Origin of the sequence: Nostoc sp. T09, assembly GCF_002154695.1 — a bacterium.
Classification (GTDB): Bacteria; Cyanobacteriota; Cyanobacteriia; order Cyanobacteriales; family Nostocaceae; genus Aulosira.
Window position 1 is genome coordinate 17424 of record NZ_MTAV01000023.1, and the last position, 25924, is coordinate 43347.

Here is a 25924-nt window from a genome sequence, read left to right on the forward strand (position 1 = left end):
TCTCAAGTGCAGGTTTACATAATTTAGCAATCAGCCAATGAATCCTAATATATGTGAGCCGAGTCCGATCGCGCCTCCTGCCAAGACTAACCAAGCAGAATTGATTTTGAATCGGAACACTGCGATCGCACTGACAATTGCCACAATAATTGTTAACCAATCTACCAGTGCAGCTCGTCCCAAGGTGTAGGTGACTCCTGCCATTAATCCCATAGAAGCCGCATTCACACCATCGAGAAATCCGCTAGCCCAAGGAGATTGGCGCAACTTAGAAACCCAAGGGTTAACTACCCATACCAAGACAAAAGCTGGTAAGAAAATTCCAATTGTACCAGCGATCGCCCCAGCATTTCCTGCCAGCAAATACCCAATGAATGTTGCGGTGGTGAAAACAGGGCCAGGTGTAAACTGCCCAATTGCCACAGCATCCAATAACTGCTGTGAGGTCAACCAATGATTACGCTCGACTAAATCCCGTTGTAGGAACGCCAGCAACACATAACCACTACCATAAAGAACACACCCAATCTTGAGAAAGAATAGAAAGACGCTGACCCAACTGACTGATGTGACTGCGGCGGCTGTACTACCAACCTGTGCCAAAACACCTGAGAAAGGTAAGAGGAATGCCCCAGTTGTGTGTCCTCTATGCCAATTCTTTACTAGCATGACGGCGATACCTAGTAAAATCAGCACCAAAATTTCATTCAATCCCGCAAAGTAGGCAGCGATCGCCGCCACCCCGGCAATAATCGTTGGCAAGTCTTTGGCTGCCTTTTTACCTAAATTCCACACAGCTTGCAGCACAATTGCAATAATCACAGGCTTGATACCATAAAGCAGCCATTCCACCTGCGGCACTGTCTGGTAGCGATCGTAAATTGCTGCTAGCGTCCAAACGATGAGCATAGCAGGCAGAATAAAGCAGCTTCCTGCAATTAGTAAACCACGCCATCCGCCTCGTTCGTAACCAATGTGAATGGCTAATTCTGTTGAGTTGGGTCCTGGAATCAAATTTGTGACCCCCAGCAGGTCTAGCAGTTTCTCCCGGCTCATCCACTGACGGCGATTCACTAGCTCATTGTCCATCATGGCGATGTGAGCAGCAGGGCCACCAAAGGCGATCGTCCCTAGTCGCAAAAACACCCTTGCCAGTTCGATTAATCGCTGCTGCTGCTGGCTGCGAGTCAGAGCGTTATAGGAAGGCTCTCCTTGGATACCCTCAGTTTCCTGCGTCACTGTGATTCTCCTGATTCTGTCAAGGCATTGACAGAAATAATATATCGAAATCCGATAACGAAATCCTATATTTTAGAATTTCATCTCTGCGCATCTTGGCAATCAGCGGCATCGAAGAAACTGAGTTGTACCTTAATCAAACAAGCGCTTGTATTCTGCCTTAACTACGCCATAACATTCGCAAGCGGTTTTTTCCAAGCTTTTTCTGTCAACAATCTGTATCTGTCCGCGGTGGTAAGAGATTAAGCCTCTGCTCTGAAGTTTACTAGCAGTTTCGCTGACTCCAGAACGGCGAACACCAAGCATTGTGGACATAAATTCTTGGGTGAGGGCAAGTGAGTCTGAATCTATACCATCACTGCTCATTAACAACCAGCGGCTCAGCCTTGCTTCTATATGATGAAGACGGTTGCAGGCTGTGCTTTGTGAAGTAAGGACAATAAATGTATGTATGTAACGGTGGAGAAGCTTTTGCAGCGAGCCGCCAGTGTCGAAGGCCTGTTTGATGATAGAAGCTTTGACACGCACGGCTTGTCCTGGGATTTGTGCCAAGATCTGCATCGGTGTTGTGTTTGTATCTAAAAGTATTGACACACCTGCCATCCCCTCACGCCCGATACAGCCGGCTTCGACTGTTGAGCCGTCTTCCATCACCGTGACCGCAGAGAGCAATGAGTTAATCGGAAAATAGACAAAAGAGATCGGCTCATTAGGCAAGATGAGCACCTGGCCTAGTGAGAGCGAGACTATCTCCAGATGAGGATGCAAGCGTTTTAGCTCATCAGGAGCTAATTTGGCAAGCAGTCTATTTTGTATAAGTGTTGGTACATCTTGATAGGTAGTCATCATAGATGCCTCAGTAGGTATTCAAAAATCAAGCAGTAGAGAGGGTAATTTAAAAGATACGAAATTTTGGAGTTGAGCTAAGCGCTAAGGTAACCAGAAGTCAGGCAGAATAGATTTGCTCAAGTGACGGACTGTTTGATTGAGCGATCGCGCTACTTGTATATGCGTTTCATCCGCTTCTACAGGTAAAATTTCAGATGCCTGACCCTTCCCTAAATAAGATACTACCAAGTTCGCTGCTTCCAAACCAGTAACGTAAGCCTTTTCCTGCGACCATGAACCGTGACGGTTAACAATCCAATCCCCACTCATAAATACATTTGTAAAACTTGTCTTGGCTGGCAACATATAACGATAACTTCCAGGTGCAAAATGCGTTACCGCATTTGGTAGACGAATTACACTACTGTCGATTACCTTTGCTTCTTGAAACCCTGGTATGCAAGTTGTTAAATAACGCTGGACTATTGGCACAATCTCCTCATCGCTCAAATTGAGAAACTGATTTGCATGATAGAAATCAGCTTCAATTACCGTTCCTGCTTCATTTTTATATTCATCATGAAGTGTATTTAAATCAAAAAATGTCCATCCTGTAGTGGCATCAAATCCAAAACAAGCATTAGAAGGGCGAGGAATATTAATTTTGCGGTCAAACCATAACCGAGTTGCTAAAACATCAATTGCTCCTAAATTATTTAAATTGCGAAACTCTTGACGACTTTGTAAGCTAGGACTATTGGCAACAATTTTTTTCATGCCAGTGATACCAACTGCAAAAATTACAGCGTCAGCGTTAAACACTTCATCACCACAAACTACACCTGTTGCCCGATTATTACTATCAACAATTAAGTCAGTTACTCGCCGCTTAGATAAAACTTTGGCACCAAGTTTTTCAATACATTCTACCCAAGGACGAAATATTTTTTCTCCCACAGTTCCCCGACACCAAACCACATCAAAATCAGGCTGGTGAGCCAGAATAAAAAAGTACAACATTCCTAAAGTTGCTGCGGCTGAACACTGTTCGCCAGGAGCAAACAAGCCTACTAACAACATCGGTTCAAACGCTTCTTTATATAGTCGCGCCGAAACACCAAAATCTTTGAATAATTCCCGTGCCGTTACAAAATCGTAACGCCGCCAAGCATCATGAGAATTATCAAAATCAACCACAGAGTAAAGTAAAGGTAAGGCACTCAGACGGTCAATTAATGGTAGACGCTGAAACTGAGTGTAAAGAAAAGTTCCTAACGGTGAGGGGAGTCGCGGTAAATCTTGAAAAATTGGCGATTCTACTTCCAACCCCGCAGGAGAATATTGGGCAGAACGAGTCCAAGATGTAAAAGGATTAATTTCTAATTCATTGATCAGGGCAAAAATGTTCCTGTAAGGATACCAAAAGCCATGTATACCTGCTTCTACAGAACGTCCTGCGGATGTTTTCCAACCAGCCACCAGTCCGCCAGGATAAGACCCTGCTTCTAGAAGCGTCACATCATATCCTTGTTTTGCCAAGTGGTAGGTTGCGCCTAAACCAGCCCAACCTGCACCTACCACTACTACCCGTTTTTTTTGTGACCCTTCATCCATTCCAGCACAGTCTCCCAGAATTGCAATCTATAATTAAATTTAAAGTATTTGTAAACCGATTTAAGCCTTTGTGCGTAAATCTACTGATAATCAAAAATTATTTTATTTTATCTTATTGAGCAAATATCGTTTTTTACCAAATTTAATGTCAGCAGACCACCGCGTTTTTGAGTAATTGTTCAAGCTAGCAATAATTTTATAATTAGTTTGTGTATTTTTGATTAATACATATAGATAAAATGACGCTTGCACTTAATCATGAGTTAAGGATATAACAAGAAAAATAGCTAGCTATACATCAAAAATACTCTTATGACTCAATTAGAAAAATCCAGAAGTAGTTTGAGTGAGTTTCAGCTTCAGGATGGTATTTATTTTCCTAAAAACTACGAACAGTTAAACAGTACTGAGCATAAACAAAAATGGGACGAAATTGGTAAGACCTACTATGGTTCCCAAAAAATTGAGCAGGTTGCAGAGACATCCCCAATTAAACAAGATTACACTTTATTAGGTGGAAAACCTGGCGGGACTTGGAATAAATTTCCGATGAATAAATCTGTTGATTCTATTCTGGAGATTGGTTGTGGTTACGGTCGCGCTCCCTTACATCTTTCAAAAGATAAAAATCTTCAATGCCAAAAATATTTCGCAATTGATATTTCTGAATCTTTATTGCGACGCTTAATCAGGGTTAAACAAGAATATGATTTTTTCCCAGGAGCACAATTTAATATAATTTGCAATTCAGCAGAAATATTACCTTTAGAAGATAATTCAATAGATTTAGTAATTTCTAACTGCGTATTTATGCATATACCAGACGCACAGTTAAGAAACTTATTATCTGAGATGTTTCGTGTGCTGAAGCCAGGTGGAATTTTCGTTTTTAATCATTCTTTTCATAACAAGTCTTGTCCTTCTCACATTATCCATAATTTCATTAGAAGTATAAATATATTTGGTAAAAACCCAATTTATCTCAAGCAATATTCAGCCGTTGAAATTCAAGAAATGTTGAATACTGCTGGCATAAAAAACAAGTGTCCACAATATACAGTGGAAGCAACAACAGAATATGCAATCTTACCGGAAACTATTAAAGGGATTCCACTACCGTTTGCGAAAGCGATTAACAGAAGCCTGAAGCCTGCCAATGCTTGGAAAGAAACTTTGGCTTATGGCTTTAGTGCCTACAGCAATCCCCTTGAGTAAACGATAAAATATCCATAGCATTCTTAATTACATTGAAACCATTGTCAAACAGTGGTTTCTTTTGTTTTATATGGGTATCTGGCGATCGCATTATCTAGCAACGTTATCGAGGCGATCGCCCAAAATCTCTAAAATAACGTCAGTGTTATGTCAACGCGATCGCCTGCAATGTTAATACGTCGGGTTGTTATGCCATTGCATCGAGTTGTTATGCCATTGCATCGGGCTGTTATGCCATTGCATCGGGCTGTTATGCCATTGCATCGCCTTGTTATGCCATTGCATCGGCTTACATTGCGAATGCATCGGCTTGGTAGTAATTTCGTCTGGCGATCGCTAGTGTAAAGTAGATATCGTTAGGGATGTTGAGTGAGGCGATCGCTTGCACCAGATCAAATAATGTTCAATTTGTTTGATCGTGATGTTCGGTTTTAACACTTTTACAGCTATGAGGTCAGCCGATTCATTTTATACAATTCTTCTGAGATTGCCTGAGCCAGCCCTCAAAGGATTTATGAGTTGGGCAGTCCTCGATATGGCAAAGCAAGTAGGTTTTCCCCTTGTCCTCGATCGCAGCAAGCTGGATCATCTTCCACTGTGCACCTATATTAAACAACTGCAAAAACAATTTGAGGCTCATGTGGATACTGATTCATTAAGTGATGGCATGGCATTATTAGTTGCTGCACAACTTGCTGATTCCAGAAGTTTACCAAATGCGATCGCTTTGATTGATGCGCTGTTACTATATGTCCAATTTTCCTGTATTGCAACTATTGAGGATGAGGATGCAGCACAAAAGGTGGCGGCAGAAATGATTGCTCGCCAACACGCCACACTCGAGAAGATTGCTAGAATTTATAGTTAAGCTTATGCAACAGCATATCCCGTATATTTCCTGGCATCTTGCGGGTGAAATCCTAAAACTATTTGATCTTTGGGAATTCCGGCTGCTTCTAATTCGTAAGTCACGCCATCTTCTGTGTCATCCCGTTGCACCCAGATTTTGCCATCAATAATATCAATATGAACTAAGCAACCGTGAATTCGCTTAACACCATCCCAGCCAAGAGTTACCAGCAAATAACTATCATTTTCGCTATCAAAAACTGTTTTGCACTCAATAGCGGCGTAAGAATAAGGAATTTGTGTGTAAGGTACTAACACTTCTTTGATGATACGTCGATAATTATCTAAGGTATCCATTGGATAATCCTCTCATTCTCTGGATTAAAAACGAGTAACTTTAGATTCTCACTTTCTATTAAAAGTGTACCAATTGGTTCCTCAAACAAAGTGATAAATACGCTATCACGTATTGCTAAATATAATATTCTTTCTGGTTCCAGGCGATTGATAACAGCACGGTACATGATAAATCCCCCAATAGCATCTTTGAGGTCTGCCATTTCTGAGGGACTCACAAAACTTTTAATTTCTACAGCTATTTTTCTAGTGCCTTGTTCTGCTGCTAAGAGTTGTTTGGCTCCTAAATCTACATACATATCTTTTTGACCCCACTTTAAATGTAAAGGATCATCTGTAATTATCCAGCCGTCTTGAATTAACGCATTCTTAACAGCATCGTGATAAATATCTTTTGCAGGCATATAAAGTGTTACCTTATTTACTTGCAGAATCACCGTAAATAGTTTTACCGCGATGTTCAGTTTTAACCCAACACGATCGCTGTTTTTGCACACACATCTTTAAAGTTGTCACCATCATCACCGGAACCCAATGCACCATGTAGAAGGAGCCTTGAATTGTTGCCCACAGCAAAGACAATCCTCGTAAATTTTGATATTGGTAAAGTCCGGCGATAAACGCAACTGTCAAAATGATGCTGAGTAGTGTCTGAAGTGGAAATAGAACTGGGCGATCGCTATTAAATATTGTCCAAAGTAAGTCAGGAATCAGCCCAATTGGCAGCAGAAATTGCAATAGAAAAAACAATAGTAAATCAATTTCTTTAGCCCAGCCCAAAGTTAGAATTTGGGGAAAGTAATCAAGGTAACGCTGATAGCCACCTTCAGCCCAACGGCAATGTTGATGCCAAAGTTGTCTCCAGGTTGTCACTCCTTCTTCTTGAATGGATGGAACGGTAACAAACTCAATTTCCGTGCCTATCAGATAAAGCTTGAAGCAGAGATCCAAATCATCGGTAACTGTGTCCTCATTCCATCCTTGACACTTTTCTAGCAGTTCTCGCCGAATTAGCATCCCGTTACCCCGCAACTCAGTCATTCCGCCAACAGCAATGCGATGAGTTTGCAGAAAGCTATCACAGATCATTTCCATCTGCTGACAACGGGTGAGGAAATTGGTGTCTGCATTGGCGATCGCTTTTCGCACTTGTACCGCACCGATGGCTTGCTTCTGGAATAGAGGTACTGTTTGCCGCAGAAAATTGGCAGGAAGCAGAGCATCAGCATCGCAGACTAGAATAATCTCTCCTTGAGTGAAGGGAAAAACCGCATTCAGCGCTCCGGATTTACCTCCTCTTGATTCCCGTTGATAAACTTGTAACGCTGGAAATTGAGTTTGTAATTTACTCAATATCTGCGGAGTTTCATCAGTACTACCGTCATCAACGAGCCAAATATCTAAGCGATCGCTTGGATAGTTTAAATGGAATAAGCTGTGAACTAAATCGGCTAAGACTGCACTTTCATTTTTAGCAGGAACTAAAATCGAGACTTGCGGTAAATAAGTATGACTCTCAATTACCAAAGTGGCTGGTTTTGCTATCAACATCCGTAGCATTTGCACAGTCAGCACAAACGTTAATCCCACAATCAACCACTGCGTCTCTGGTAGCCAGTGCAGCAAACTGACAAAACCCCAAATTAGTAGAACTACTAGGCTGGCCTTGAGACGGCGATCGCGATAAAAGGTATTTCTTCCCACTTTATTTACTATACCTTCTCGGTTTTTTGCTTGGGCTGGCGACGTAACAGCAGCATCGTGACTGCTCCTAACGCAAAGCCGCCCACACCTGCGGCAATTGCCATAATCCGTCCCAACCGTTGCGCCCCATTCAATAGCGGATTATCCAAGAGGTTAGACGAGAAATGCAGCGATTGAATCGTCCATTTATCTTGGAGTTTTAGCAGTACTGCTGTCCACCGCATTCCCATATCAGCCACTTTGCCATCTTTAAAAGAGAAAGTTGCGATCGCATCTCCAGCAGAAACTACTGTTTCTGGTGAGAGAAACGTTCTCACAGGCTCTCCTTTGAGATTCATTTTGATGTCTTGGATCGTAGTGGAGAACTGCTGATTCCAGTACTTCTCAAATTCAGGTACTTTGCGAAAAACTTGGTTATCAACTGTTGTGATCGTAAAGGTTGGGTGCAAGTAAGGTTCAATTTTAGAAAAATCGCGATTGTTCAAAGCTTGCAGAGCAATTTCTCGCGTGCGAATAATCGCGTTGATTTCCTGTTGGTTAGTATCCGCCGAAGCATATTGAGGTATGTTCCAAATTGCCAGCGCCAACAAAATACTGCAAAGTATCTGAGTACATTTGTATTTGCTTGCCCATCTCTGTTTCAACATATAAAAAAACCTGTAGATTTGGTTACATTGACGGATGATTTTTCTAACGCTAATAACAGGATGGATTTTAAGGTGTTCTCTAGTCAACTAATACCAATTTAATAAAAGAATGCAACAGATGCGTAGGTTGGGGAGCCACTCACGTGGGCGGGTTTCCCGACTTGAGTGAAGTGGCGTTTGAACGAAGTGAAACCCAACATATACAAGGTTTTGACCAAGAAGGAGTCAGGAGCCTGGAGTCAGAATGACGAGTGTGCGAGTGGTGGATGACTTAGGGGTATCAAGCCCCTACTAATTGCATTCTGAATTCTGAATTCTGAATTCTTCTTCTTTGACTACATCTGTAGCTACCACAATGACGCAAAGAAAGGAAATATAGAGAGAATTTAGCGCCTTCTGCCTCCTGCCCTCTGCCTTTCTTGTCTAATTTGCCATCCAGCAAGGCTGTATTGGATCTTCTGGCGTTGCGGTGATTTGCAATGTGACCAATTCTTCTGCTGAAGTTGGATGAAGTGGCATTGTTGCATCGAAGTCTTTTTTGGTCAGACCTGCGGTAACAGCGATCGCGGCGGCTTGAATGATTTCGGCGGCGGATTCTCCAACCATGTGCGCTCCCAGTACGCGATCGCTATTTTTGTCTACCACCAATTTCATCGCTGTTTCTTGCTCTCTATCTGTAAGACTATAAAACAATGGCTGGAACTTGGTGCAATAAATCGTGATGTTATCAGCTCCCAATTTTTCTTTAGCTTCAAGTTCTGTTAGTCCCACAAACGCTGCCTGGGGTTTGCCAAATACGGATGAAGGAATGTTACTGTAGCGAACTGTGTGCGGTTGATTCCCAAAAACAGTATCAGCAAAGCTTTTCCCTTCAGCGATCGCAACAGGAGTGAGTTGTTTACGATTGGTGCAATCACCTACTGCATAGATATGAGGTTGGCTGGTTTGACTATATTCATTCACAGCGATCGCCTTGCGGTCAATTTCTACATCCGCGTTCTCCAATTGCAACTCATTGACATTAGGTGTTCTACCTGTAGCAATCAACAAGGCATCGACTGTTTCTTGAGAACCATTCGAGAGTGACAATCGCAATTGCTCAGGCGTTTTTTCAATTGACTTTACTTCCGTATTCATTAAAAAGCGAACACCATGCTGAGTCATACCTTCATGAACACCAGTACGGATGATTTCATCAAACTTATCTAGAATCGTTTCTTCTCGAACAATCTGAGTAACCTGAGTTCCTAAACCTTGCATAATGGCTGCAAATTCAACTCCGATATAGCCGCCACCCACAATTGCCAGATGCTTAGGCTGTTGCGGTAGCTGAAACATCTGGTCAGATATCAGCGCATATTCGCTGCCTGGAATGTCTGGTTTAATTGCTTTTCCACCAACTGCAATCAGAATTTTGTCGGCGGTAATTTTACGCTCACCAACTTCTACCGTATGGGAATCGATAAAAGTTGCTTTAGCATGAAGTACAGTAACGCCAGCACTATCTAGAGCTTTAGCGTGAACTGTGTCTAAGTGTTGGATTTTGTTGTTGATGGCGGCGATTAGCCGTTGCCAGTTGAATTGTGATTCTGGTTTGCTCCAACCATAACCTACAGCATCTTCAAATAGCTGAGAGAAGCCTGATGCATAAACCATTAACTTCTTTGGAATACAGCCACGCGCTGCACAAGTACCGCCTAAAAAAGACGGTTCTGCGATCGCCACTCGCGCGCCGTAGTGAGCTGCTCGCTTGGCTGCTGCCAGTCCTCCAGAACCTCCACCAATTACAAACAAATCGTAGTCAACCACAGACCTGCTCCCATATTTAGCACTTTGTCAACTTTGAGCGATGGAAACCGATCGAGAAACTTCTGACTCTCTGCGTCACTCCTCGGTCTACATCCGTCAATTCAAACTCAACAAAAACTAATATCCTTCAACTTCAATGAATTTTCCTGCTCCTTTAGGAATGAGCTAATGTCTTTCTTGCGAACGGTTTACGACTTTTGACAGGTTGTAATCAACAATATGCCAGATGTTAGATACGCAAGGTTGATTAAGTTAAGACAATGTATAAATACATGCATAAGAGCCGCAAGTAAGAATATGACACTTGGTATTCAGACTACAGCAGAAATTCTTGAACAAGTTCAGCAATCAGAAACTACACTTGGGCTGAGGAACGAAGCTTGTCGTTCCAAATTCTTTGTTCATCCCCACACTACGTCAAAAGTGTTTCTGTTCTTACATGGCTTCACAGCAGGCCCTTACCAGTTTGAGCCGATTGGCAAAGCCTTTTTCAATAAAGGATACAATGTTTTGATTCCTCTACAACCTGGTCATGGACTCTCAGGTAACTGGAAGCGTCAAAATCCGCCGCCGCTTCCAACAGACATTCAGGCTTATCAAGAATTTGTGCTGAACTGGTTGCAGATTGCCAAAACCTTAGGTCAAAAAGTCGTAGTCGGTGGATTATCAACAGGTGGAACCTTAGCAGCCTGGTTAGCTTTAGAGTATCCCCAGCTGATCGATCGCGCTTTATTGTTCACGCCTTATTTGGGGAGTCATCATTCGTTATTCGATAAGCTGATTAAAATCTTGCCAATTTACTTTGAATGGTTCAACAAAGACGCATCTGGTAATTTTGGCTATAAAGGTTTTCGGATTCCAGCATTACGGATATTTCTGGAATTAGGAGAAAAGCTTTTAGAACAAGCTCAAAGGAGCGTTTCTGCTCCGATATTAATGGTTTCTAGTGAAAGCGATCGCGCTGTTAGTCTCTCTAAACAGCAGGATTTTTTCAGCATGGTACTCAAGCAGCAACCACAATTCTGGTATTACTGCTTTGATGATTCGCTGCACATTGAACACCGAATGATGACCAAACTGGAAGACAATGATTATGAGGAACTAGTGATTACCCTTGCCAAAGCATTTGTTGAAAGTGATTTAACCTGGGCACAGTTTCAGCAAATAGCCAAGCGGATAGTACAGGGAGAAGCTTATAACCAGTTCAAGCAAGAATTGAATTTAGATAGTCAAGTTTCTCAACAGTTATCTGCAATGATGACTCAACGTTTTGGTTGCGATAATCTCAAGTGTATTAAGCCTTTTAATTCATAATAATAAAAATTCAGAATCTAGAATAACTCACAAATAAATGAGAATTAAGGTGGGCATTGCCCACCTTAATTAATCTCTAAACAATAGATAAATCTGCCTTTTGGAAACCGCGATTCTTGAGCAAATTACACAGAATATTCTGAATTATTTCTCACTTAATTACAAATTTGCTTTCGACAGTTTTTCAATTTGTTGAGCAAAGTAGCTTTCATCATACTTGAGTTGTTGTGCTAACTCTAATCCTTTTTGAAACGCTGCTAATGCTTGAGGATTCTGTTTGCGTTCTAGATAAATTTGTCCCATTTGGTCGTAGGCTTGCATCATGCCGTAAAAGTTGCCAGCTTTAGTCTGCGCCTCTATTAAAATTTGGCTAGTTTGTAAAGCATCGTCTATTTGTCCTTGAGAACGATACAGTGCGATTAACTGCTGTAAAGCTTCACCAGCATCAACATACTGCTGCAATTCCCAAGCCGTAGTATAAGCGTCTTGATAGTTTTTAAATGCTTCTGCTAGTAAACTAGGATTTTCCTTAGCTAATAATTGGTAATTTGCGGCGATCGCCAGTTTTAATTTTGGTAATGGAGTCGTATTATTGTCACTGACGTAAGTTTTAGCCAGCTTGCTCAATATATTTATCGATTGTTGGGGTTCTTTTGCCTGTTCGTAAATATAAGCTAGCTGTTGTAAGTATGCTACCTCATTTAAGTGATCGCCGTTGGCAGTAGCTAAACTCAACAATTCTTGGTAAGTGGCTGCGGCTTTAGGATAATCGAACCAAGCCAAATGTACTTCCCCCATCGTTTTGAGAGTATCGACAATTGCGGCTGTATCTTTTTGCTGTCGCACTGTTGCTAAAACTCGATCGTAAATTTCCAAAGCGAGTTGAGGCGATCGCACTTTTTGATAAGCTTCACCTAGCGATCGCAACAGTTGTAAATCAATAAGTGGCTGAGATAGTGTCTGTTGTTGAATAGTTTGCAAGCGTTGAGTGATATATTGTACCTCCTCGCGCTCGTTTTGATTAAAAGCGATCGCACCCACTCGTGATAATGCTTGTACCTCAGGTAACGAACCATATAAACGGCGCAAACGTAGTTCTCGGTTCCATATCTCAAACGCAGCCACCCGATTTCCAGCTTCTAACTGCGCCGCAGCCGCTTCATTTAACTGATCTATTTGCGGTGCTAACTGTTGCAGTTGTGCGGGAGTTAACTTTTGTGGATCGACCAAAGGTAATAGTAATGGATCGGGAGTAATTTTCTCTAGAGGACTAGGAGGAAATTTATCTGGCTGTTTTGGCTTTTGGCTGTCTGCCAGCGTCAACGAACAGCTAAACTGCCAGAGTAGAGCAGTAGTAATAATTACACTTAAGCGACGTAGCATAGGTACTTTACTTTGAGGAATTTGCAGTAGTGGTAATTAGGCAATTGGCATTGGTGATTAAGTTTACACGCTAGCAATCATCCCTTACCCAATAACCTTAACTACCAATTTGTTGGACGCATAAAGCCATAGTAATTATCCCTGTACACCATTTATTATGGCTAGATACTGGGAAGACAAGGAAGACAAAGGGGATAAGGCAGAAATGACGACTACTAGTCCAAAATCCCTGCCCTGAGAAAGGGTAAGATCAAGCACAACAAGCTTTACAATACCTCAAGAGGATTTTCCAGCAACTATTTGATTATTTGTAATGACTCACTCTACGGACATTGCTACCTTAGCTCGCTGGATGGCAGCTGATTTTAGCAATCAAGAACAAGCTTTTGAAAACCCCCCTTTTTATGCCCATATTCGCGTGTGTATGCGTCCCCTGTCTTTGGAAGTTTTATCAGGAGTGAGTTTGTTTCTTGAACAAGCTTATGACTATGCACTTCATGACCCCTATCGTGTACGGGTATTGAACTTAGTCAACGCAGGCGATCGCATTCAAATTGAAAATTACACTGTTAAGGAAGAAAAAAATTTTTACGGTGCTTCCCGCAATCTGCAAAAACTCGCCACTTTAAAGAGCGATGACATAGAAAAGTTACCAGGCTGTAGCATGATTGTCGAGTGGACTGGCAACAGTTTCAAAGGTAAAGTTGAACCGGGTAAAGGCTGCATCGTCTTTCGCAAAGGTCAAAAAACCTATCTCGATAGTGAATTTGAAATTAATGAAGAAAAATTTATCAGCCTGGATCGTGGAAGAGATCCAGAAACAGATGAACATCTCTGGGGATCGGTTGCTGGGCCATTTCAGTTTGTGAGGTGGAGCAGTTTTGCTGATGAAGTGAAAGTATAAAAAATTCAGGGTAATGGGTTAGCACTCATTACTCATTATTTATAATCGTCTTGAGCAAAAGCTTTATTGATTATCAGGTTTTCAGCGAAAAATATCCCCAATTCTACATTTCCTGATGAGCAAAAAGTAAGTATTTATTGCTAAATTTAAAAAATTTTGTAGATATAAAACACTGTGATATCTCTAAGTAAAGAGACTTAATCGAGAGCCAATTCGGAAATTCTTCAAACAAAGGATGTAATTTTGGAGAAAATCTTGGTATGATGAGTAATCGCAAATATGGCGGCATAGCCAAGTGGTAAGGCAGAGGTCTGCAAAACCTCCATTCCCCGGTTCAAATCCGGGTGCCGCCTTTAACAAAATCAAGTATTTCAGGGCTTTTCAAGCCCTTTTTTATTATATGTGAAAGGTCTTGTTTTACAAGCCTTCAGAGATTTTTGGGGTTATTTGGGGTAGTTTGGGTAAAGAACTGGGGTAAAACTGGGGTAAAAATGTAGGGTAGAGGTTTTTACCCCAATTAGCGTTTCTGGGGTAAAACTGGGGTAAAGTGAAAGGATAAAGGTCTTTACCCCAGTTAATTAACCTTATGAAACCTGAAAAATCCGAAAGTATTGCCCATCGCGGTTCAGTGCAGGTCAAAAACTCTAACGGCAGACTCCAATTAGTTTTTTCTCATCCTATTATTACGCTGACGGGAGAGCTACAAACCAAACGTTTCTACGTTTCAACAGGGCAGTATGATACGCCTTTTGGAAACCTTCAGGCATCAACTTTAGCGAAAACAATTCAGAGAGATATTGACTATGGAGAGTTTGATGCCAGTTTAGTTAAGTACAAAACAGCAGCTTCATTAAGCACTGTTAGTCCAATTACCCCAAGTACGCCTTCAGTTAGCACCCAATACGACTTGGGAGAATTATGGGAAAAATATGCTGAATTTAAAAAACCACAGGTTAGTCCTTCGACTTATGCCGTTGACTATCGCAAGTACCGCAATCATATTGCTAAGTTACCAACAAAAAATTTGGATGATGCAATCGCAATTCGAGACTATTTACTTGCAAATCTCAGCGCTAATGCAGCTAAACGTACTTTGACAAATATAAACGCTTGCTGTGATTGGGCACTCAAGAGTCACCTAATTGAATCAAATCCCTTCCAAAGTATGGCAAAAGATATTCAGATACCGAAGTCAGAATCGGCAGAGTATGAAATTAATCCCTTTACTAAGGAAGAACGGGATAGCATAATTCAAGCGTTCGAGGAGAGCAAACTCTACAGCTACTATGCTCCGTTGGTAAAATTCTTATTTTTTACTGGGTGCAGACCATCCGAAGCGATCGCCCTACAATGGAAGCATATCAGTGATAAATACATTACCTTTGAGCAAGCAATTACAATCAGTACTAAAGGGTTAGCTCTCAAAGATGGATTAAAAACCCAAAGCCAAAGACGTTTTCCGATTGGTCCTCAGCAACGTGAAATTTTAGACTCTATCAAACCTGAAAACTGTAACCCGGATGATTTTATCTTTAGAAGCAAGAAAGGCGGCATAGTAGACTTTGGAGATTTCCTCAACCATGCTTGGAAAGGCTACAAAAATCAGCGTGGAACACATATAGATGGAATCGTAACTCAACTTGTAAAACAGGGTGTAGTCAGCGAATATCGCAAACCTTACCAATGCAGGCATACTTTTATTACTCTTTGCCTGGAAAATGATGCTGATGCGAAGGATGTAGGAAGCTGGGTTGGTAACTCTCCAGAAATTATTTACAAGCATTACGCAGGTAATAAACGTAACCTACAGGTGCCAGAGTTATAAATTTGTTGAATTCAAAGACAGGCGATCGCTTACACAGCAAGTGTGTCAATAAAAAAATACGGTGATCTGATAAAATTAGCTTTTTCATTGAATGCCACTACTAATGATCACCTTGTTCATTAACTCTTAGCATTTGTGTAAATAACGCAATGACGTGATCGCGTTTTATTCGGTATCCGCCTGCCGTTGCCCGAATCAACCACAGATGCACTTTGCTCAAGGGTGATGTCATCGGTGCTAGGGGTATTAGACCTAAGCTGTCATCAGGGCACACAACACTAAAGGTAAGCAAGACACCAGAGGAATTTGTGTACATCTCTGACTAAAGGAATTTTTAGAGGAGTACAGCATTGAGCTAAAAGAGAGAAATCTGCATTTATATCATGTCCGTTCAAATACCCGTCATTACGAACGAAGTGAAGCAATGACATATTAAGGGTAATTTGCTGGACATCATATTACTCCCTGGAAGGCATGGACTTGGGCATATTCATAAAGCTAGTGCTGATCGGATTTACGGCACTACGTTGTGTTTATTTTGGATGAGTGAGAAATATCTATGCATTTGTTTAGAGGGCAGCGTTGGCTCGGATGAGTTCGCCAGAAATATCTGGTGTGGAATGAACAATTGATGCTGTTAAAAAATAATGCGTATTTATCCTATGTTAGTTGGTCAATAAAATTTAGTATTCAGTACTTACACTGTTGAACAAAATAATTAGTTCAACTACTTTTAAAAAAGTAATTTTTGCGTATTTATATACTTCGCAATTACGTTGTAATCAAGATTTAATTCCTTTATTTATGAAGTGAAAATACTTTTTTGTATTTACTGACAAATCCTAATAAAATACCTAATATCGACTGAATCGCAATCAGGATTCCTATATGAATGAACAAAGCTATATCATTTATTTACAAACCCTATCTGAATTAGATGTAAAAGAGGAAATTAGCGATAAAATTTCAAAAACTCTTCAACAAATTCTAAATACTGAGGAGGCATCGAGTGCTATGACTACAACAAATGCTTTTGATTGGTACGTAGAAAATTTTGAACTAGAGGATGAAATAAATATTGATGAATATCAATGTACTGTAACGGTGAATTATCAAGCTTCTGGAGAACAGGACGAAGAAAGCGGGATTTGTGGGTATGAAATAACTGGAACAGCAGAAGCTGTTATAGATGAGTTTGGTGAAGTGACATATCAAAATGTCACGGCTGATATTGTTGGTATAGATGGGAGTGATGACTATGATCACGATTATGAAGAGAATTTAACGGAAGATGATGGTAATGAAGATGAAATTGAAAATGAAGATTCTGTAGATGTTATAGTTTATGATGAAGAGCCTTTTTAATTGTTTTTGCTAACAAAATTTTGAGTTAAATATTAAATTATGAAAGAAGGATTAGGTATTATTGTAGGAACTTTGACATTTGCTGTTTTAGCAGGAATAGTAGGTAAAATTTTTGAAAAGCCACCTGAACAGATAGCAAAAGAAAAATGTATTGGATTAATGGAAGTGGCAAAAGCTGTTAACCAAGGATCTTTGCAATTATCTATTACAGTTAATGGAAGAATTTACGAATGTAAAGACAATGAATGAAGCCATAAAAGCATTTAAGTACACTGTTGGATTTTTTATTTTACTTAGCTTGTTATCTTTAGGCTGGAATTTATATGAGAAGAAAAAGGCTGAAGCTTACTGTCAAGAATTGAAAGGAATTCAAGTTAAATTAGAGAAATCGCAGATTTCATCATCTACTCTTAAAGTAGAGAAAGCATTACATAACTGTTATTAACAAAAATGTAGATAATCACTTGGACAAAAAATGGGCGATCACCTTTTTTGATTTCAGGCAGAATTATGTTGTGTGTGATCGCACTAAGGAGAAATGCCAGAGTATTAATGTGATCGCAGTTTCCCTGTTAGCAACTAAATGTCAAGCATTTCCAAGGGATATTGCCAGATGGCAGTAATACAATGTGAATTTATCCTGTAAGCAAATACTAATATTAATTTATTAAGATTGATCGTTTTTAAAATCTGCAAGTTATCTATTAAACAGTCAAACAGTTAGCTTGCTGTTTCTTGTGCTTTCTGCAAGTATTGACAAACTCCTTCACTCATTTCTTGAAAATTAGGTGTAATCTGCTTAAATAATGAATTTTCAACGATGCGAGCTATCTTTACTGTTAACCCCTGCGGTGTATTCTTTATCTGCATTGGGTCAATGATTAGTTCTCCCTGGCTTTCAATTAATGTTCCTCTACCATCTTCTAAAAACTGATTTTTACCTGTACAGTAAACTGCTTCAGTAAAAATATGAGTTTTGATCTGCCAAGTAGTTGTATATTCAGAATTATTCCAGGTAGAATATTCCGTCCAATTCAATAAATTTTCGCTAATGAAAGCACGCGCCAAGGCTGGAATATTGGCACCCCCATACCACTCGTGTTCTAAGTATATAAGCCCGTCTTGCTCTTGTCTTGACTTGAACTTAATTTGTCTAACTTTTGGCATATAAGTGACAAATTCTGTTAGTTTGTCTCGATATGTCGCATATACCAAAGGTTGAGGGAAGGGAATACGGGTGTTGAGACTAATTAGCATGGAAAATCGTACAGTAACTCAATTAGTTGCACAAGGTATTATTTAAGTTTTACTCAACAAAATTTTCCGTTACTTCTGTCTTAGTGCATAGTTAGTTTTTTCACAGTTTAATATACATATTCGTTCATTTAATGAGACCTATAAAATAATTATTACAAGTCAATGTGTTTTGGGTAAGTAGAGGAAGCAGCAACAAGATTCTTCATCTAAAAACTAGATCCTGCCCAAGATTCATCTCCTCTCTTGGATTCTTTCACCTGGGGACTTCCTGTAAGAAGTGTTAAACAGATGAAGGAAAAGTCTCTGGTGATTCAGTTGTATCTAGATGAGGAGTCCGATCAAGCGGTTGCACGGGAGCATCCCACTTTTTTAATTACCGTCATTGCGTTGGCGGAACGCCTTCCCGCAGGGTACGAAACGAAGTAAAGCGAAGCAATCGCAGAATCACTAACTAAGAACGCGTCTATGCGATCTACGGGCAACTAAAAGCCGCTTTATTCAATTAGTTTGCACAGAAGGAGAAAAGTAAGCGGAGAAAAACGAAAATAACTGATCTAGGCTTTGATGAAAATGACCTTTGGATTGCGGCTGTAGCCTTACAATATAGTCTTATCGTTGTGTCAGCCGACAGCGACTTTCAGAGGATTCAACAAGTGAGAAAATTGTCTGTTGAATCTTGGCTATAAATTTTATGTGTTAAGAGAGATTAAGGGCATTAGCAAGATTTAAGCTAGATACAAATTCAAAAATTTGTGGTTGATTGACTTTTTTGGTTGATTACTTTGTCCTGGTATCACATATTCGATTGCGAGATTGATGGTACTTTATGTTTGCACAAACTCCTTTATTCCAATCGCGATACAAGCTATGACACTCAATTTATATTTACTGCGACATGGAGAAACTACTTTTAGTCAAAGTGGTAATTTCTGCGGTGAAACTGATGCGGAGTTGACTTCTGAAGGGATGCAGATGGCATCCGGTTTTGCCGATGTTTATCAAAAATTGAAGTGGGAGGCTGTTTATGCTAGCCCGATGAAGCGCACAATTGCAACTGCCAAGCCATTTTGTGATGCTATCGGTATGGATATGCAGTTGCGTGACGGACTTAGAGAAGGTAGTTACGGCTCTTGGGAAACTTTGAGTAAATCATTTGTCCAAGAGAATTACGCCCAAAACTATGTAAAATGGTTGACAGAACCCGCTTGGAATGCACCACTAGGTGGAGAAACTGCGGTAGATATTGCTAACCGTTCTATGCCTGTAATTGCTGAAATTCAAGAAAAACATCCCCAAGGTAATGTTTTAGTAATTTCTCATAAAGCCACAATTCGGATTATGCTTTGCAGTTTACTAGGAATTGATTTGGGACGCTATCGCTATCGGGTGAATATTTTGGTCGCGTCAGTAAGTATGGTTAAATTTGACGTTAATGGCCCTTTGTTAGAAATATTAGGCGATCGCCATCATATACCCGATCATATTCGCTCTCGTCCGGGAACATAATAGTCGCTAGTAGTAGTTTGTCAAGAAACTATTGAGATGATATCTGCGGAAGCTGCAACAAAATCTAACTTTCCAGCTTCAGTTTTCCCTACACAACCCAAGTCATTTTAAAGCTCGTGCCATTGGGGACTACGAAATCAACAACAAACCACTGCCGACGAGAGGATTTTTCTAAAGTCAGCTAATTAGAGGGGATGAGGGGAAAAGGGGGACAACATAGACTGCATTCTTTGGTAACCAACGGCTAAAGGAGCTGAGATAGCTGCCGCATATCGTGAAAAACTATCTTGGCTCCAGCCTCAGTCAAAGCAGTGCAATCGCTATGTTGGGCATAACCAAAAACGGTCATTCCTGCCGCACATCCTGCTTGCACACCCGTTACAGAGTCTTCAATCACAGCACAATCTTCTGGATTTGTATTCATTTGCTCGGCTGCATAGAGATAGACATCGGGAAAAGGTTTAGGGCGCGAAACATCATTAGCACTGTATAACTTGCCATCAAATTTATGCAGAAGCCCCATTAATTTCAATACCATTTCAATATGGCGGTGGCTACTATTTGATGCCACACATTTGGGTAATGTAATTTGCTCCAATAGTTCGGTAATTCCTGAAACTGGCTGTAATTCTTGCTGCAAGGGAGCAATTTCTCGTTCCTTGCAAAGTTCGACAAAGTTTTTGGGCAATGGTTTCTTGTAAGATGCTTCGATAATCTCTAAACAGGTTTTTAGAGACTTGCCGATAAATTTTTGAGTTACTTCTGCATAGGTGATAGGAAAACCAGCTTCCGTGAGCGTTTCTGCAAAAATACGATTGATGATTGGTTCACTATCAACCAAGACTCCATCACAATCAAAAATCACAAGCTCGAACCGATTTTTGCCCATAGTCTTATCTCAAATTTAGCATTTTACCATAGGAGTACTAATTATATATTCTTTACTATCGATGAGCGATCGCATTTCATAAAGTAAATTTTATCGAGCAGTTTTACCAGGTATTTCATGTAAGAAAATACATTGTTTTGTTTCTCTGCTTCCTCCTCCCTAGAATATTTCAAAGCATAAATTCCTGCTGAATGTGCAGCTTCAATTCCCACATCGCTATCCTCAATAACAACACAATATTCAGGCGAGAATCCCATTTTATTTACTGCGTATAAAAATAAACCGGGATCGGGTTTCCATGAGCCTACATCATAAGAACTAAACAAGCGATCGCCAAAGCAAGGTGACAGAGAAGTTACACTTAAAGCCTACGCTGTTTTGACAATCAAGCTGCTCTTGTTATTTCTGCAATGTGCTGCGCTTAATCGCATGATCCAGTTGGGCAAACCAGACAGTCATAAAGTCGAAGGCTAATTACTCACTCTGTTAAGAGAAGGTGTATCTTACATATTGGGACAGGTTGGCATATCATCTCCAACGAGTAGCCTTGCGAGACTAGGCAATGCCTCACCGTAAGTTGGGTGAATGTGAACCGATTGTTCGAGTACCTGCCACGTTGCTTTAGCTTCCATAAGTGACAAAAAGACATGCACGAGTTCAGCCGTTTCGTACCCAACCAGCGTTGCTCCTAAAATCAAATTCGTGTGGGTATCGATTACCATGCGGTAGAAACCCAGATCGTGCCCCCACTCAATGCTGCGAGCGATATGAGCCATCGGCAGGGTGACTTCGCGGGCACTAATGCCCTGTTTGTGAGCCTGCTCTAGCGTCATCCCTACCCGGCCCACTTGCGGCTCAGTGTAGACGGCATAGCCTAACACCCGATCGTTGCGTGTCCGGTGTTCGCCACACAGAATGGCTTTCAAGCGGCGATAGTCTTCCCAAGAAACATGTGTAAAAGCAGGCTGTTTGGCAGCATCCCCGATCGCATAAATTCCAGAATGAGTAGTCTGAAACTGATCGTCGATTTTGATAAAACCCTGTGCATCTAATTCAACACCTGTCACCGCAGTATTTAATGCTCCAGTATTCGGTTTGCGCCCAGTTGCAATCAGCAATGCTTCCCCGTCGAGTACTTCACCATTGTTCAGCGTTAGGGTAAACACACCGTTGGTATAAGCAACCTGCTGAACCGTCACGTTGAAATGCAGTCCAATTCCGTCTTGCTTAAATGCATCCAAAAGCACAGCACTGACATCGGATTCTTCTTGAGCCAGCAAGCGATCGCCCCGCACAATCAATTCAGTTTGGCTCCCTAAACGCGCTAGACCCTGCCCTAGCTCCAGGGCAATATAGCCACCGCCGACCACGAGCAACCGGGGCGGAATCTGCTGTAAATCAAAGAAATTTCGGTTGGTGAGATAAGGCGTCCCAGCTAAACCGGGAAAGTCAGGAATGGTGGAGGATGTCCCTGTATTGATAACAATGATTGGAGCCTGCACCGTTACGCCTCCTCCGCTTACAGTTCGCTCTCCGGTGAAAGCAGCTTCAGCGCAGACGACTCTAACCCCTGCACTCTCTAATCGCCGCTTGGTACCCTGGTTAAACTGGCTGCGAATGCTACGCACACGCTCCATCACCGTAGAAAAATTGACTTCAACCTGCGCGTGTATACCTAGCTTTGCGGCTTGTCGAGCGCGACCTGCGGCATGGGCAGCGGCTAAAAAAGCTTTAGAAGGAGTACAGCCATAGTTTATGCAACTGCCGCCTAATGCATCGCGCTCAAATAAAACGACGTTCTTACCTGCTTTGGCAAAGTCAGCCGCAAGTGGAACTCCGCCCTGACCGCTTCCAATCACAATTACATCTGCTGTTTCCATTGTTACCTCTGTTGATAGCTGATTATTACAGTTTGTCGAGTTAATTTTTTGTTTTGGGCTGCCAGAATTGCTATGTTCTCACAGCCTGTGCTAAAGGTAGGCTTCGTGTGGACCCAAAATTTCGTCACCAATCTCGACAGGAATGCGTTCAAATAGTGCCATATCCGGTGCTGCTGTTTCATCCACTGTGCCGACTGCTGCAATCAGCCGAGCAAAGCTACTGGGCGCAGCAACAACTAATCCACGAGCAAGTTGATCATTGAGGCGAGAACCAAAAAACCAGAAAGATTGTGTCATGAGATTGCTCCGATTAATGCGTGAGTTATTGATTACAGTTGCTAGATCAGCCTCAACGTTTGCGTAGGGTGGCACCAGCTTTATGCCCTGCTTCTTCGAGACCCCAGCGATGTACTCAATGTCTAATTGGGTATCCAGCTGTGTTATCTGCCTTTCTTGGTTTGCTTTAAGCGATCACGATAGAAACTGCAAAACTCGTTAGTTGAACTTTTCTGAATTCTCAATGAATGTGAAATGTCTGCCGCCGACCTCCGCTTCAAAGATTTCCAAGGAGAGAGTTAGGAATGCCTTGATCCAGATCTGCGATCTCTCTAACTAACGCAGTGACCTGAACGCCGCGCGGATCTCCTCAGAGAAGAGCTGCGGCTGCTCCCACGCGGCGAAGTGGCCGCCCTTATCGACCTCATGGAAGTAGCTCAGGTTGCGATAGGCGCGCCGGGACCAGGTCTCTGGAGCTTGATATAGCTCCTCTGGAAATACCGTGATAGCCACCGGGAGCGATATCTCGGCGGTCTTCTGCGCGGCCGCGTTCAAAAGGCTGGTGCTGCCGTTCTCCCAGTACAGCCGAGCTGACGAGACCGCGCTGTTCGTCAGCCAGTACAGCGTGATGTCATCCAGCACCTCGTCTTTCGTCGGAGACTTTTCGGAATCGCTGCTGCTTGCCCACTGCGCGAAACCTGGATGCCCGAGCATCCACGCCGCGAGACCGGCCGGCGAGTCTGTCAGGCCATACCCGACCGTCTGCGGCTGCGTGCCCATCATCACGGCGTAGGCCCGTTTCTTCTTATTTAACGTGTCGAGTGAGTTGAACGCCGCGCGTTCCTTCTCAGAGATTCCCGGCGGCGCGGACCCGCCGCTGGCGAGTACTGCGGCCACGTCGGGCGGTATCGTCGCTGGCAAGTTGATGTGGATGCCGAGTAATCCCGCTGGTGCCTGGCGCGCCATCGCGCTAGAGATGGGAGATCCCCAGTCACCGCCCTGAGCGACGTAGCGGGTGTACCCGAGGCGCTTCATCAGCTCGGCCCAAGCTCGCGCGATGCGATCGGGGTTCCAACCGGTGCCCGTCGGCTTGCCGGAGAAGCCGTAGCCAGGAATTGACGGGATGACCAGGTCAAAGGCGTCCTCCGGACGCCCCCCGTAGGCCGTCGGGTGGGTCAGCGGGCCGATGATCTTTAGCTGTTCAAATACCGATCCGGGCCATCCGTGCGTTACGATCAACGGCAAAGCGTTACGATTTTTGGAGCGGACGTGGATAAAGTGAATGTCCAGACCGTCGATGTTCGTTACGAACTGCGGTAAAGCATTCAGCTTCGCCTCGGCTTTCCGCCAGTCATACTTCGTTCCCCAGTAACGGACAAGATCCTTCATCGTCGCCAGTTGCACGCCCTGCGACTGGTCGGCGACAGTCTCCTTGTCAGTCCAGCGGGTCGCTGCAATGCGTCTGCGGAGATCGACGATCGCCTCTTGCGAAACGTGGACGCGGAAGGGGCGGATGGCGTTGTCTTCAGCCGCGATCGCCTGGGCTGCACTCTGCGCTTGTGTAGCGGTCTGGGCAGATTGCTGGGCAAGTACGCAAGCGGACGATGCCAGAAACACTATTGCTACAAACAGCCCGACGAAGAGTCGCGGGAGCAGGAAAAAGGCACCTGCGGCGCGGACTTTGGTTTTGTAACGTACTTTTTTCAATTTGGTCATGGTGTTTTTTCCTTGCTGCAAATTGTTCGTTCCACGACGCAGGCTAAACACAATCAGTAACTGTCAACTTCGACGACAGCTTTGGCAAACTCCTGCGGCGCTTCTTGAGGCAGGTTGTGCCCGACGCCACCTTTGATAGTGCGGTGTGAATATTTACCCGAGAATTTCTTGGCATAGGAACTGGGATCTGGATGCGGCGCGCCGTTGGCATCACCCTCCAGCGTGATGGTAGGTACGGCGATCACAGGGAATGCAGCGAGTCGCTTCTCAAACTCGTCATACTTCGACTCGCCTTCGGCCAGGCCGAGCCGCCAGCGATAGTTATGGATCGCGATGGCGACATGATCCGGGTTGTTGAACGACGCTGCGGTGCGATTGAACGTAGTGTCATCGAAGTGCCATTTCGGCGAAGCAAGCTGCCAGATGAGCTTGTTAAAGTCATGTCGGTATTTTTCGTAGCCCGCGCGCCCGCGTTCCGTCGCAAAATAAAACTGGTACCACCATTGGAGTTCGGCCTGCGGCGGCAGCGGTGTCTTGTTGGCTTCAGGGCTGCCGATCAAATAACCACTCACGGAGACGAGCGCTTTGCAACGTTCGGGCCAGAGCGCCGCGATAATGTTGGCAGTGCGCGCTCCCCAATCATAACCAGCGAGGATCGCCTTCTTGATCTTGAGAGCATCCATCAAAGCGATGATATCGACAGCGATCGCCGACTGCTGCCCATTCCGGAACGTCTCGCTCGAAAGAAAGCGCGTTATGCCATAGCCGCGCAGGTATGGAACGATCGCGCGGTACCCCGCTGACGCTAACAAAGGGGCGACATCGATATAGCTGTGAATGTCGTAGGGCCATCCGTGCAGAAGGATTACCGGACGGCCATTCGCGGGACCCGCTTCAGCGTATCCGATATTCAGCACACCAGCATCGATCTGCTTCAGTGAACCGAACGACGTATTTGTCCCTGACTTAGTCATGGCTAGAACTACTGGTTTTGTCTTGCTCGATTGTGCGTTTGCAGAACCGAATCGGCCTAGCTGTGTAGTCGCAATGGTCATTGCCGCAGTACCCAAAAAGCGGCGGCGTTGATAGTTGATTTTTTCGGACATTTATCTTCTTCCAATTGGATTCAACTCAACTTGCTTTAGCCGACGACAAAACTCTATGCAGGATATTCCAAAGAGAGTCCAGCCCACCGAAACAGCAGATTGCCCATCTGCATGGCTTCCACATAGGCACCGAACGACTCAGGCAGCGCCGGAAGCTTGATGCCAAGTGCTTGCAACTGCTGTTCGGCGCTTACCGGCCCAGAGCTTTCGCGGGTTACCATCTGCTCTTTCAAATCCATTT

Annotated in this window: 28 protein-coding genes and 1 tRNA gene; 12 read left to right on the forward strand and 17 right to left on the reverse strand. The window is 42.9% G+C overall.

Annotated features, from left to right (window positions below):
- Positions 1-30: 30 nt before the first annotated feature.
- The 3 genes from BV372_RS06975 to BV372_RS06985 all read right to left on the reverse strand — a co-directional run bounded on the left by BV372_RS06975 (position 31) and on the right by BV372_RS06985 (position 3681).
- Positions 31-1239 (reverse strand): chromate transporter, encoded by a 1209-nt coding sequence (locus BV372_RS06975; RefSeq protein WP_086685179.1) that lies wholly within the window; start codon positions 1237-1239, stop codon positions 31-33.
- Between the two features lie 132 nt (positions 1240-1371).
- Positions 1372-2088, reverse strand: a complete 717-nt coding sequence (locus BV372_RS06980) for a Crp/Fnr family transcriptional regulator (RefSeq protein WP_256973105.1) — start codon at positions 2086-2088, stop codon at positions 1372-1374.
- 81 nt (positions 2089-2169) lie between these two features.
- On the reverse strand, positions 2170-3681 hold the full coding sequence (locus tag BV372_RS06985) for an FAD-dependent oxidoreductase (protein ID WP_086685185.1): 1512 nt from the start codon (positions 3679-3681) through the stop codon (positions 2170-2172).
- A gap of 312 nt (positions 3682-3993) precedes the next feature.
- On the opposite strand from BV372_RS06985, the gene BV372_RS06990 reads away from it, so the two are divergent.
- From BV372_RS06990 to BV372_RS06995, 3 genes are all read left to right on the forward strand, one after another.
- Positions 3994-4896, forward strand: a complete 903-nt coding sequence (locus BV372_RS06990) for a class I SAM-dependent methyltransferase (RefSeq protein ID WP_086685187.1) — start codon at positions 3994-3996, stop codon at positions 4894-4896.
- 147 nt (positions 4897-5043) lie between these two features.
- On the forward strand, positions 5044-5241 hold the full coding sequence (locus BV372_RS35055; RefSeq protein WP_143844998.1) for a hypothetical protein: 198 nt from the start codon (positions 5044-5046) through the stop codon (positions 5239-5241).
- A 169-nt stretch (positions 5242-5410) separates the two neighbouring features.
- Positions 5411-5764, forward strand: a complete 354-nt coding sequence (locus BV372_RS06995) for a hypothetical protein (RefSeq protein ID WP_143845000.1) — start codon at positions 5411-5413, stop codon at positions 5762-5764.
- A 2-nt stretch (positions 5765-5766) separates the two neighbouring features.
- Here the strand turns inward: BV372_RS06995 and BV372_RS07000 are convergent, their stop codons facing one another.
- The 5 genes from BV372_RS07000 to gorA all read right to left on the reverse strand — a co-directional run bounded on the left by BV372_RS07000 (position 5767) and on the right by gorA (position 10262).
- On the reverse strand, positions 5767-6102 hold the full coding sequence (locus BV372_RS07000; RefSeq protein ID WP_086685193.1) for a XisI protein: 336 nt from the start codon (positions 6100-6102) through the stop codon (positions 5767-5769).
- On the reverse strand, positions 6090-6506 hold the full coding sequence (locus BV372_RS07005; RefSeq protein ID WP_086685195.1) for a XisH family protein: 417 nt from the start codon (positions 6504-6506) through the stop codon (positions 6090-6092). The genes BV372_RS07000 and BV372_RS07005 overlap by 13 nt, the downstream gene beginning before the upstream one ends.
- A gap of 13 nt (positions 6507-6519) precedes the next feature.
- The gene (locus tag BV372_RS07010; RefSeq protein ID WP_086685198.1) at positions 6520-7806 is read right to left on the reverse strand and encodes a glycosyltransferase family 2 protein; all 1287 of its coding nucleotides are present in this window, start codon (positions 7804-7806) and stop codon (positions 6520-6522) included.
- An 8-nt stretch (positions 7807-7814) separates the two neighbouring features.
- Entirely contained in the window at positions 7815-8453 is a 639-nt protein-coding gene (locus tag BV372_RS07015) for a nuclear transport factor 2 family protein (protein WP_086685201.1), read from the reverse strand.
- 423 nt (positions 8454-8876) lie between these two features.
- Complete coding sequence (gene gorA, locus BV372_RS07020) at positions 8877-10262, reverse strand: glutathione-disulfide reductase (protein ID WP_086685204.1); 1386 nt, start codon at positions 10260-10262, stop codon at positions 8877-8879.
- 297 nt (positions 10263-10559) lie between these two features.
- Between gorA and BV372_RS07025 the strand changes: the two genes are divergently transcribed.
- Positions 10560-11576, forward strand: a complete 1017-nt coding sequence (locus BV372_RS07025; RefSeq protein ID WP_086685207.1) for a carboxylesterase — start codon at positions 10560-10562, stop codon at positions 11574-11576.
- Between the two features lie 159 nt (positions 11577-11735).
- Here BV372_RS07025 and BV372_RS07030 read toward each other — a convergent pair whose 3' ends face one another.
- The gene (locus BV372_RS07030; RefSeq protein ID WP_086685211.1) at positions 11736-12959 is read right to left on the reverse strand and encodes a lipopolysaccharide assembly protein LapB; all 1224 of its coding nucleotides are present in this window, start codon (positions 12957-12959) and stop codon (positions 11736-11738) included.
- A 313-nt stretch (positions 12960-13272) separates the two neighbouring features.
- On the opposite strand from BV372_RS07030, the gene BV372_RS07035 reads away from it, so the two are divergent.
- The 6 genes from BV372_RS07035 to BV372_RS07060 all read left to right on the forward strand — a co-directional run bounded on the left by BV372_RS07035 (position 13273) and on the right by BV372_RS07060 (position 17498).
- Positions 13273-13863 (forward strand): chromophore lyase CpcT/CpeT, encoded by a 591-nt coding sequence (locus BV372_RS07035; RefSeq protein ID WP_086685214.1) that lies wholly within the window; start codon positions 13273-13275, stop codon positions 13861-13863.
- A gap of 281 nt (positions 13864-14144) precedes the next feature.
- Positions 14145-14216: transfer RNA gene (locus BV372_RS07040), tRNA-Cys, on the forward strand.
- Between the two features lie 233 nt (positions 14217-14449).
- On the forward strand, positions 14450-15688 hold the full coding sequence (locus BV372_RS07045) for a site-specific integrase (RefSeq protein WP_086685217.1): 1239 nt from the start codon (positions 14450-14452) through the stop codon (positions 15686-15688).
- Between the two features lie 888 nt (positions 15689-16576).
- A complete protein-coding gene (locus BV372_RS07050; protein ID WP_086685220.1) occupies positions 16577-17053 on the forward strand; it encodes a hypothetical protein in 477 nt (158 codons plus the stop codon).
- Positions 17054-17092: 39 nt separating this feature from the next.
- The gene (locus tag BV372_RS07055; protein WP_086685223.1) at positions 17093-17302 is read left to right on the forward strand and encodes a hypothetical protein; all 210 of its coding nucleotides are present in this window, start codon (positions 17093-17095) and stop codon (positions 17300-17302) included.
- On the forward strand, positions 17295-17498 hold the full coding sequence (locus BV372_RS07060) for a hypothetical protein (protein ID WP_086685226.1): 204 nt from the start codon (positions 17295-17297) through the stop codon (positions 17496-17498). The genes BV372_RS07055 and BV372_RS07060 overlap by 8 nt, the downstream gene beginning before the upstream one ends.
- A gap of 275 nt (positions 17499-17773) precedes the next feature.
- Here BV372_RS07060 and BV372_RS07065 read toward each other — a convergent pair whose 3' ends face one another.
- Positions 17774-18310: a hypothetical protein gene (locus tag BV372_RS07065; protein WP_086685229.1), complete on the reverse strand. Its 537-nt coding sequence runs from the start codon at positions 18308-18310 to the stop codon at positions 17774-17776.
- 545 nt (positions 18311-18855) lie between these two features.
- Between BV372_RS07065 and BV372_RS07070 the strand changes: the two genes are divergently transcribed.
- Positions 18856-18996 carry a PIN domain-containing protein gene (locus BV372_RS07070; RefSeq protein ID WP_373270749.1) on the forward strand — a complete coding sequence of 47 codons (141 nt, stop codon included), beginning with the start codon at positions 18856-18858 and terminating at the stop codon, positions 18994-18996.
- A 181-nt stretch (positions 18997-19177) separates the two neighbouring features.
- A complete protein-coding gene (locus BV372_RS07075; RefSeq protein WP_086685232.1) occupies positions 19178-19816 on the forward strand; it encodes a histidine phosphatase family protein in 639 nt (212 codons plus the stop codon).
- Positions 19817-20060: 244 nt separating this feature from the next.
- On the opposite strand, the gene BV372_RS07080 is transcribed toward BV372_RS07075, so the two are convergent.
- From BV372_RS07080 to BV372_RS07110, 7 genes are all read right to left on the reverse strand, one after another.
- Positions 20061-20705 carry an HAD family phosphatase gene (locus tag BV372_RS07080; protein ID WP_086685235.1) on the reverse strand — a complete coding sequence of 215 codons (645 nt, stop codon included), beginning with the start codon at positions 20703-20705 and terminating at the stop codon, positions 20061-20063.
- 41 nt (positions 20706-20746) lie between these two features.
- A complete protein-coding gene (locus tag BV372_RS07085) occupies positions 20747-21055 on the reverse strand; it encodes an HAD-IA family hydrolase (protein ID WP_086685238.1) in 309 nt (102 codons plus the stop codon).
- Between the two features lie 153 nt (positions 21056-21208).
- Positions 21209-22585 (reverse strand): NAD(P)/FAD-dependent oxidoreductase, encoded by a 1377-nt coding sequence (locus BV372_RS07090; RefSeq protein ID WP_086685240.1) that lies wholly within the window; start codon positions 22583-22585, stop codon positions 21209-21211.
- Positions 22586-22675: 90 nt separating this feature from the next.
- Complete coding sequence (locus BV372_RS07095; protein ID WP_179198005.1) at positions 22676-22882, reverse strand: hypothetical protein; 207 nt, start codon at positions 22880-22882, stop codon at positions 22676-22678.
- Positions 22883-23197: 315 nt separating this feature from the next.
- Entirely contained in the window at positions 23198-24598 is a 1401-nt protein-coding gene (locus BV372_RS07100) for an epoxide hydrolase family protein (protein WP_218776688.1), read from the reverse strand.
- Positions 24599-24630: 32 nt separating this feature from the next.
- Positions 24631-25683, reverse strand: a complete 1053-nt coding sequence (locus BV372_RS07105; protein WP_086685246.1) for an alpha/beta fold hydrolase — start codon at positions 25681-25683, stop codon at positions 24631-24633.
- Positions 25684-25736: 53 nt separating this feature from the next.
- Entirely contained in the window at positions 25737-25922 is a 186-nt protein-coding gene (locus BV372_RS07110; protein ID WP_086685249.1) for a hypothetical protein, read from the reverse strand.
- Between the last annotated feature and the right edge of the window lie 2 nt (positions 25923-25924).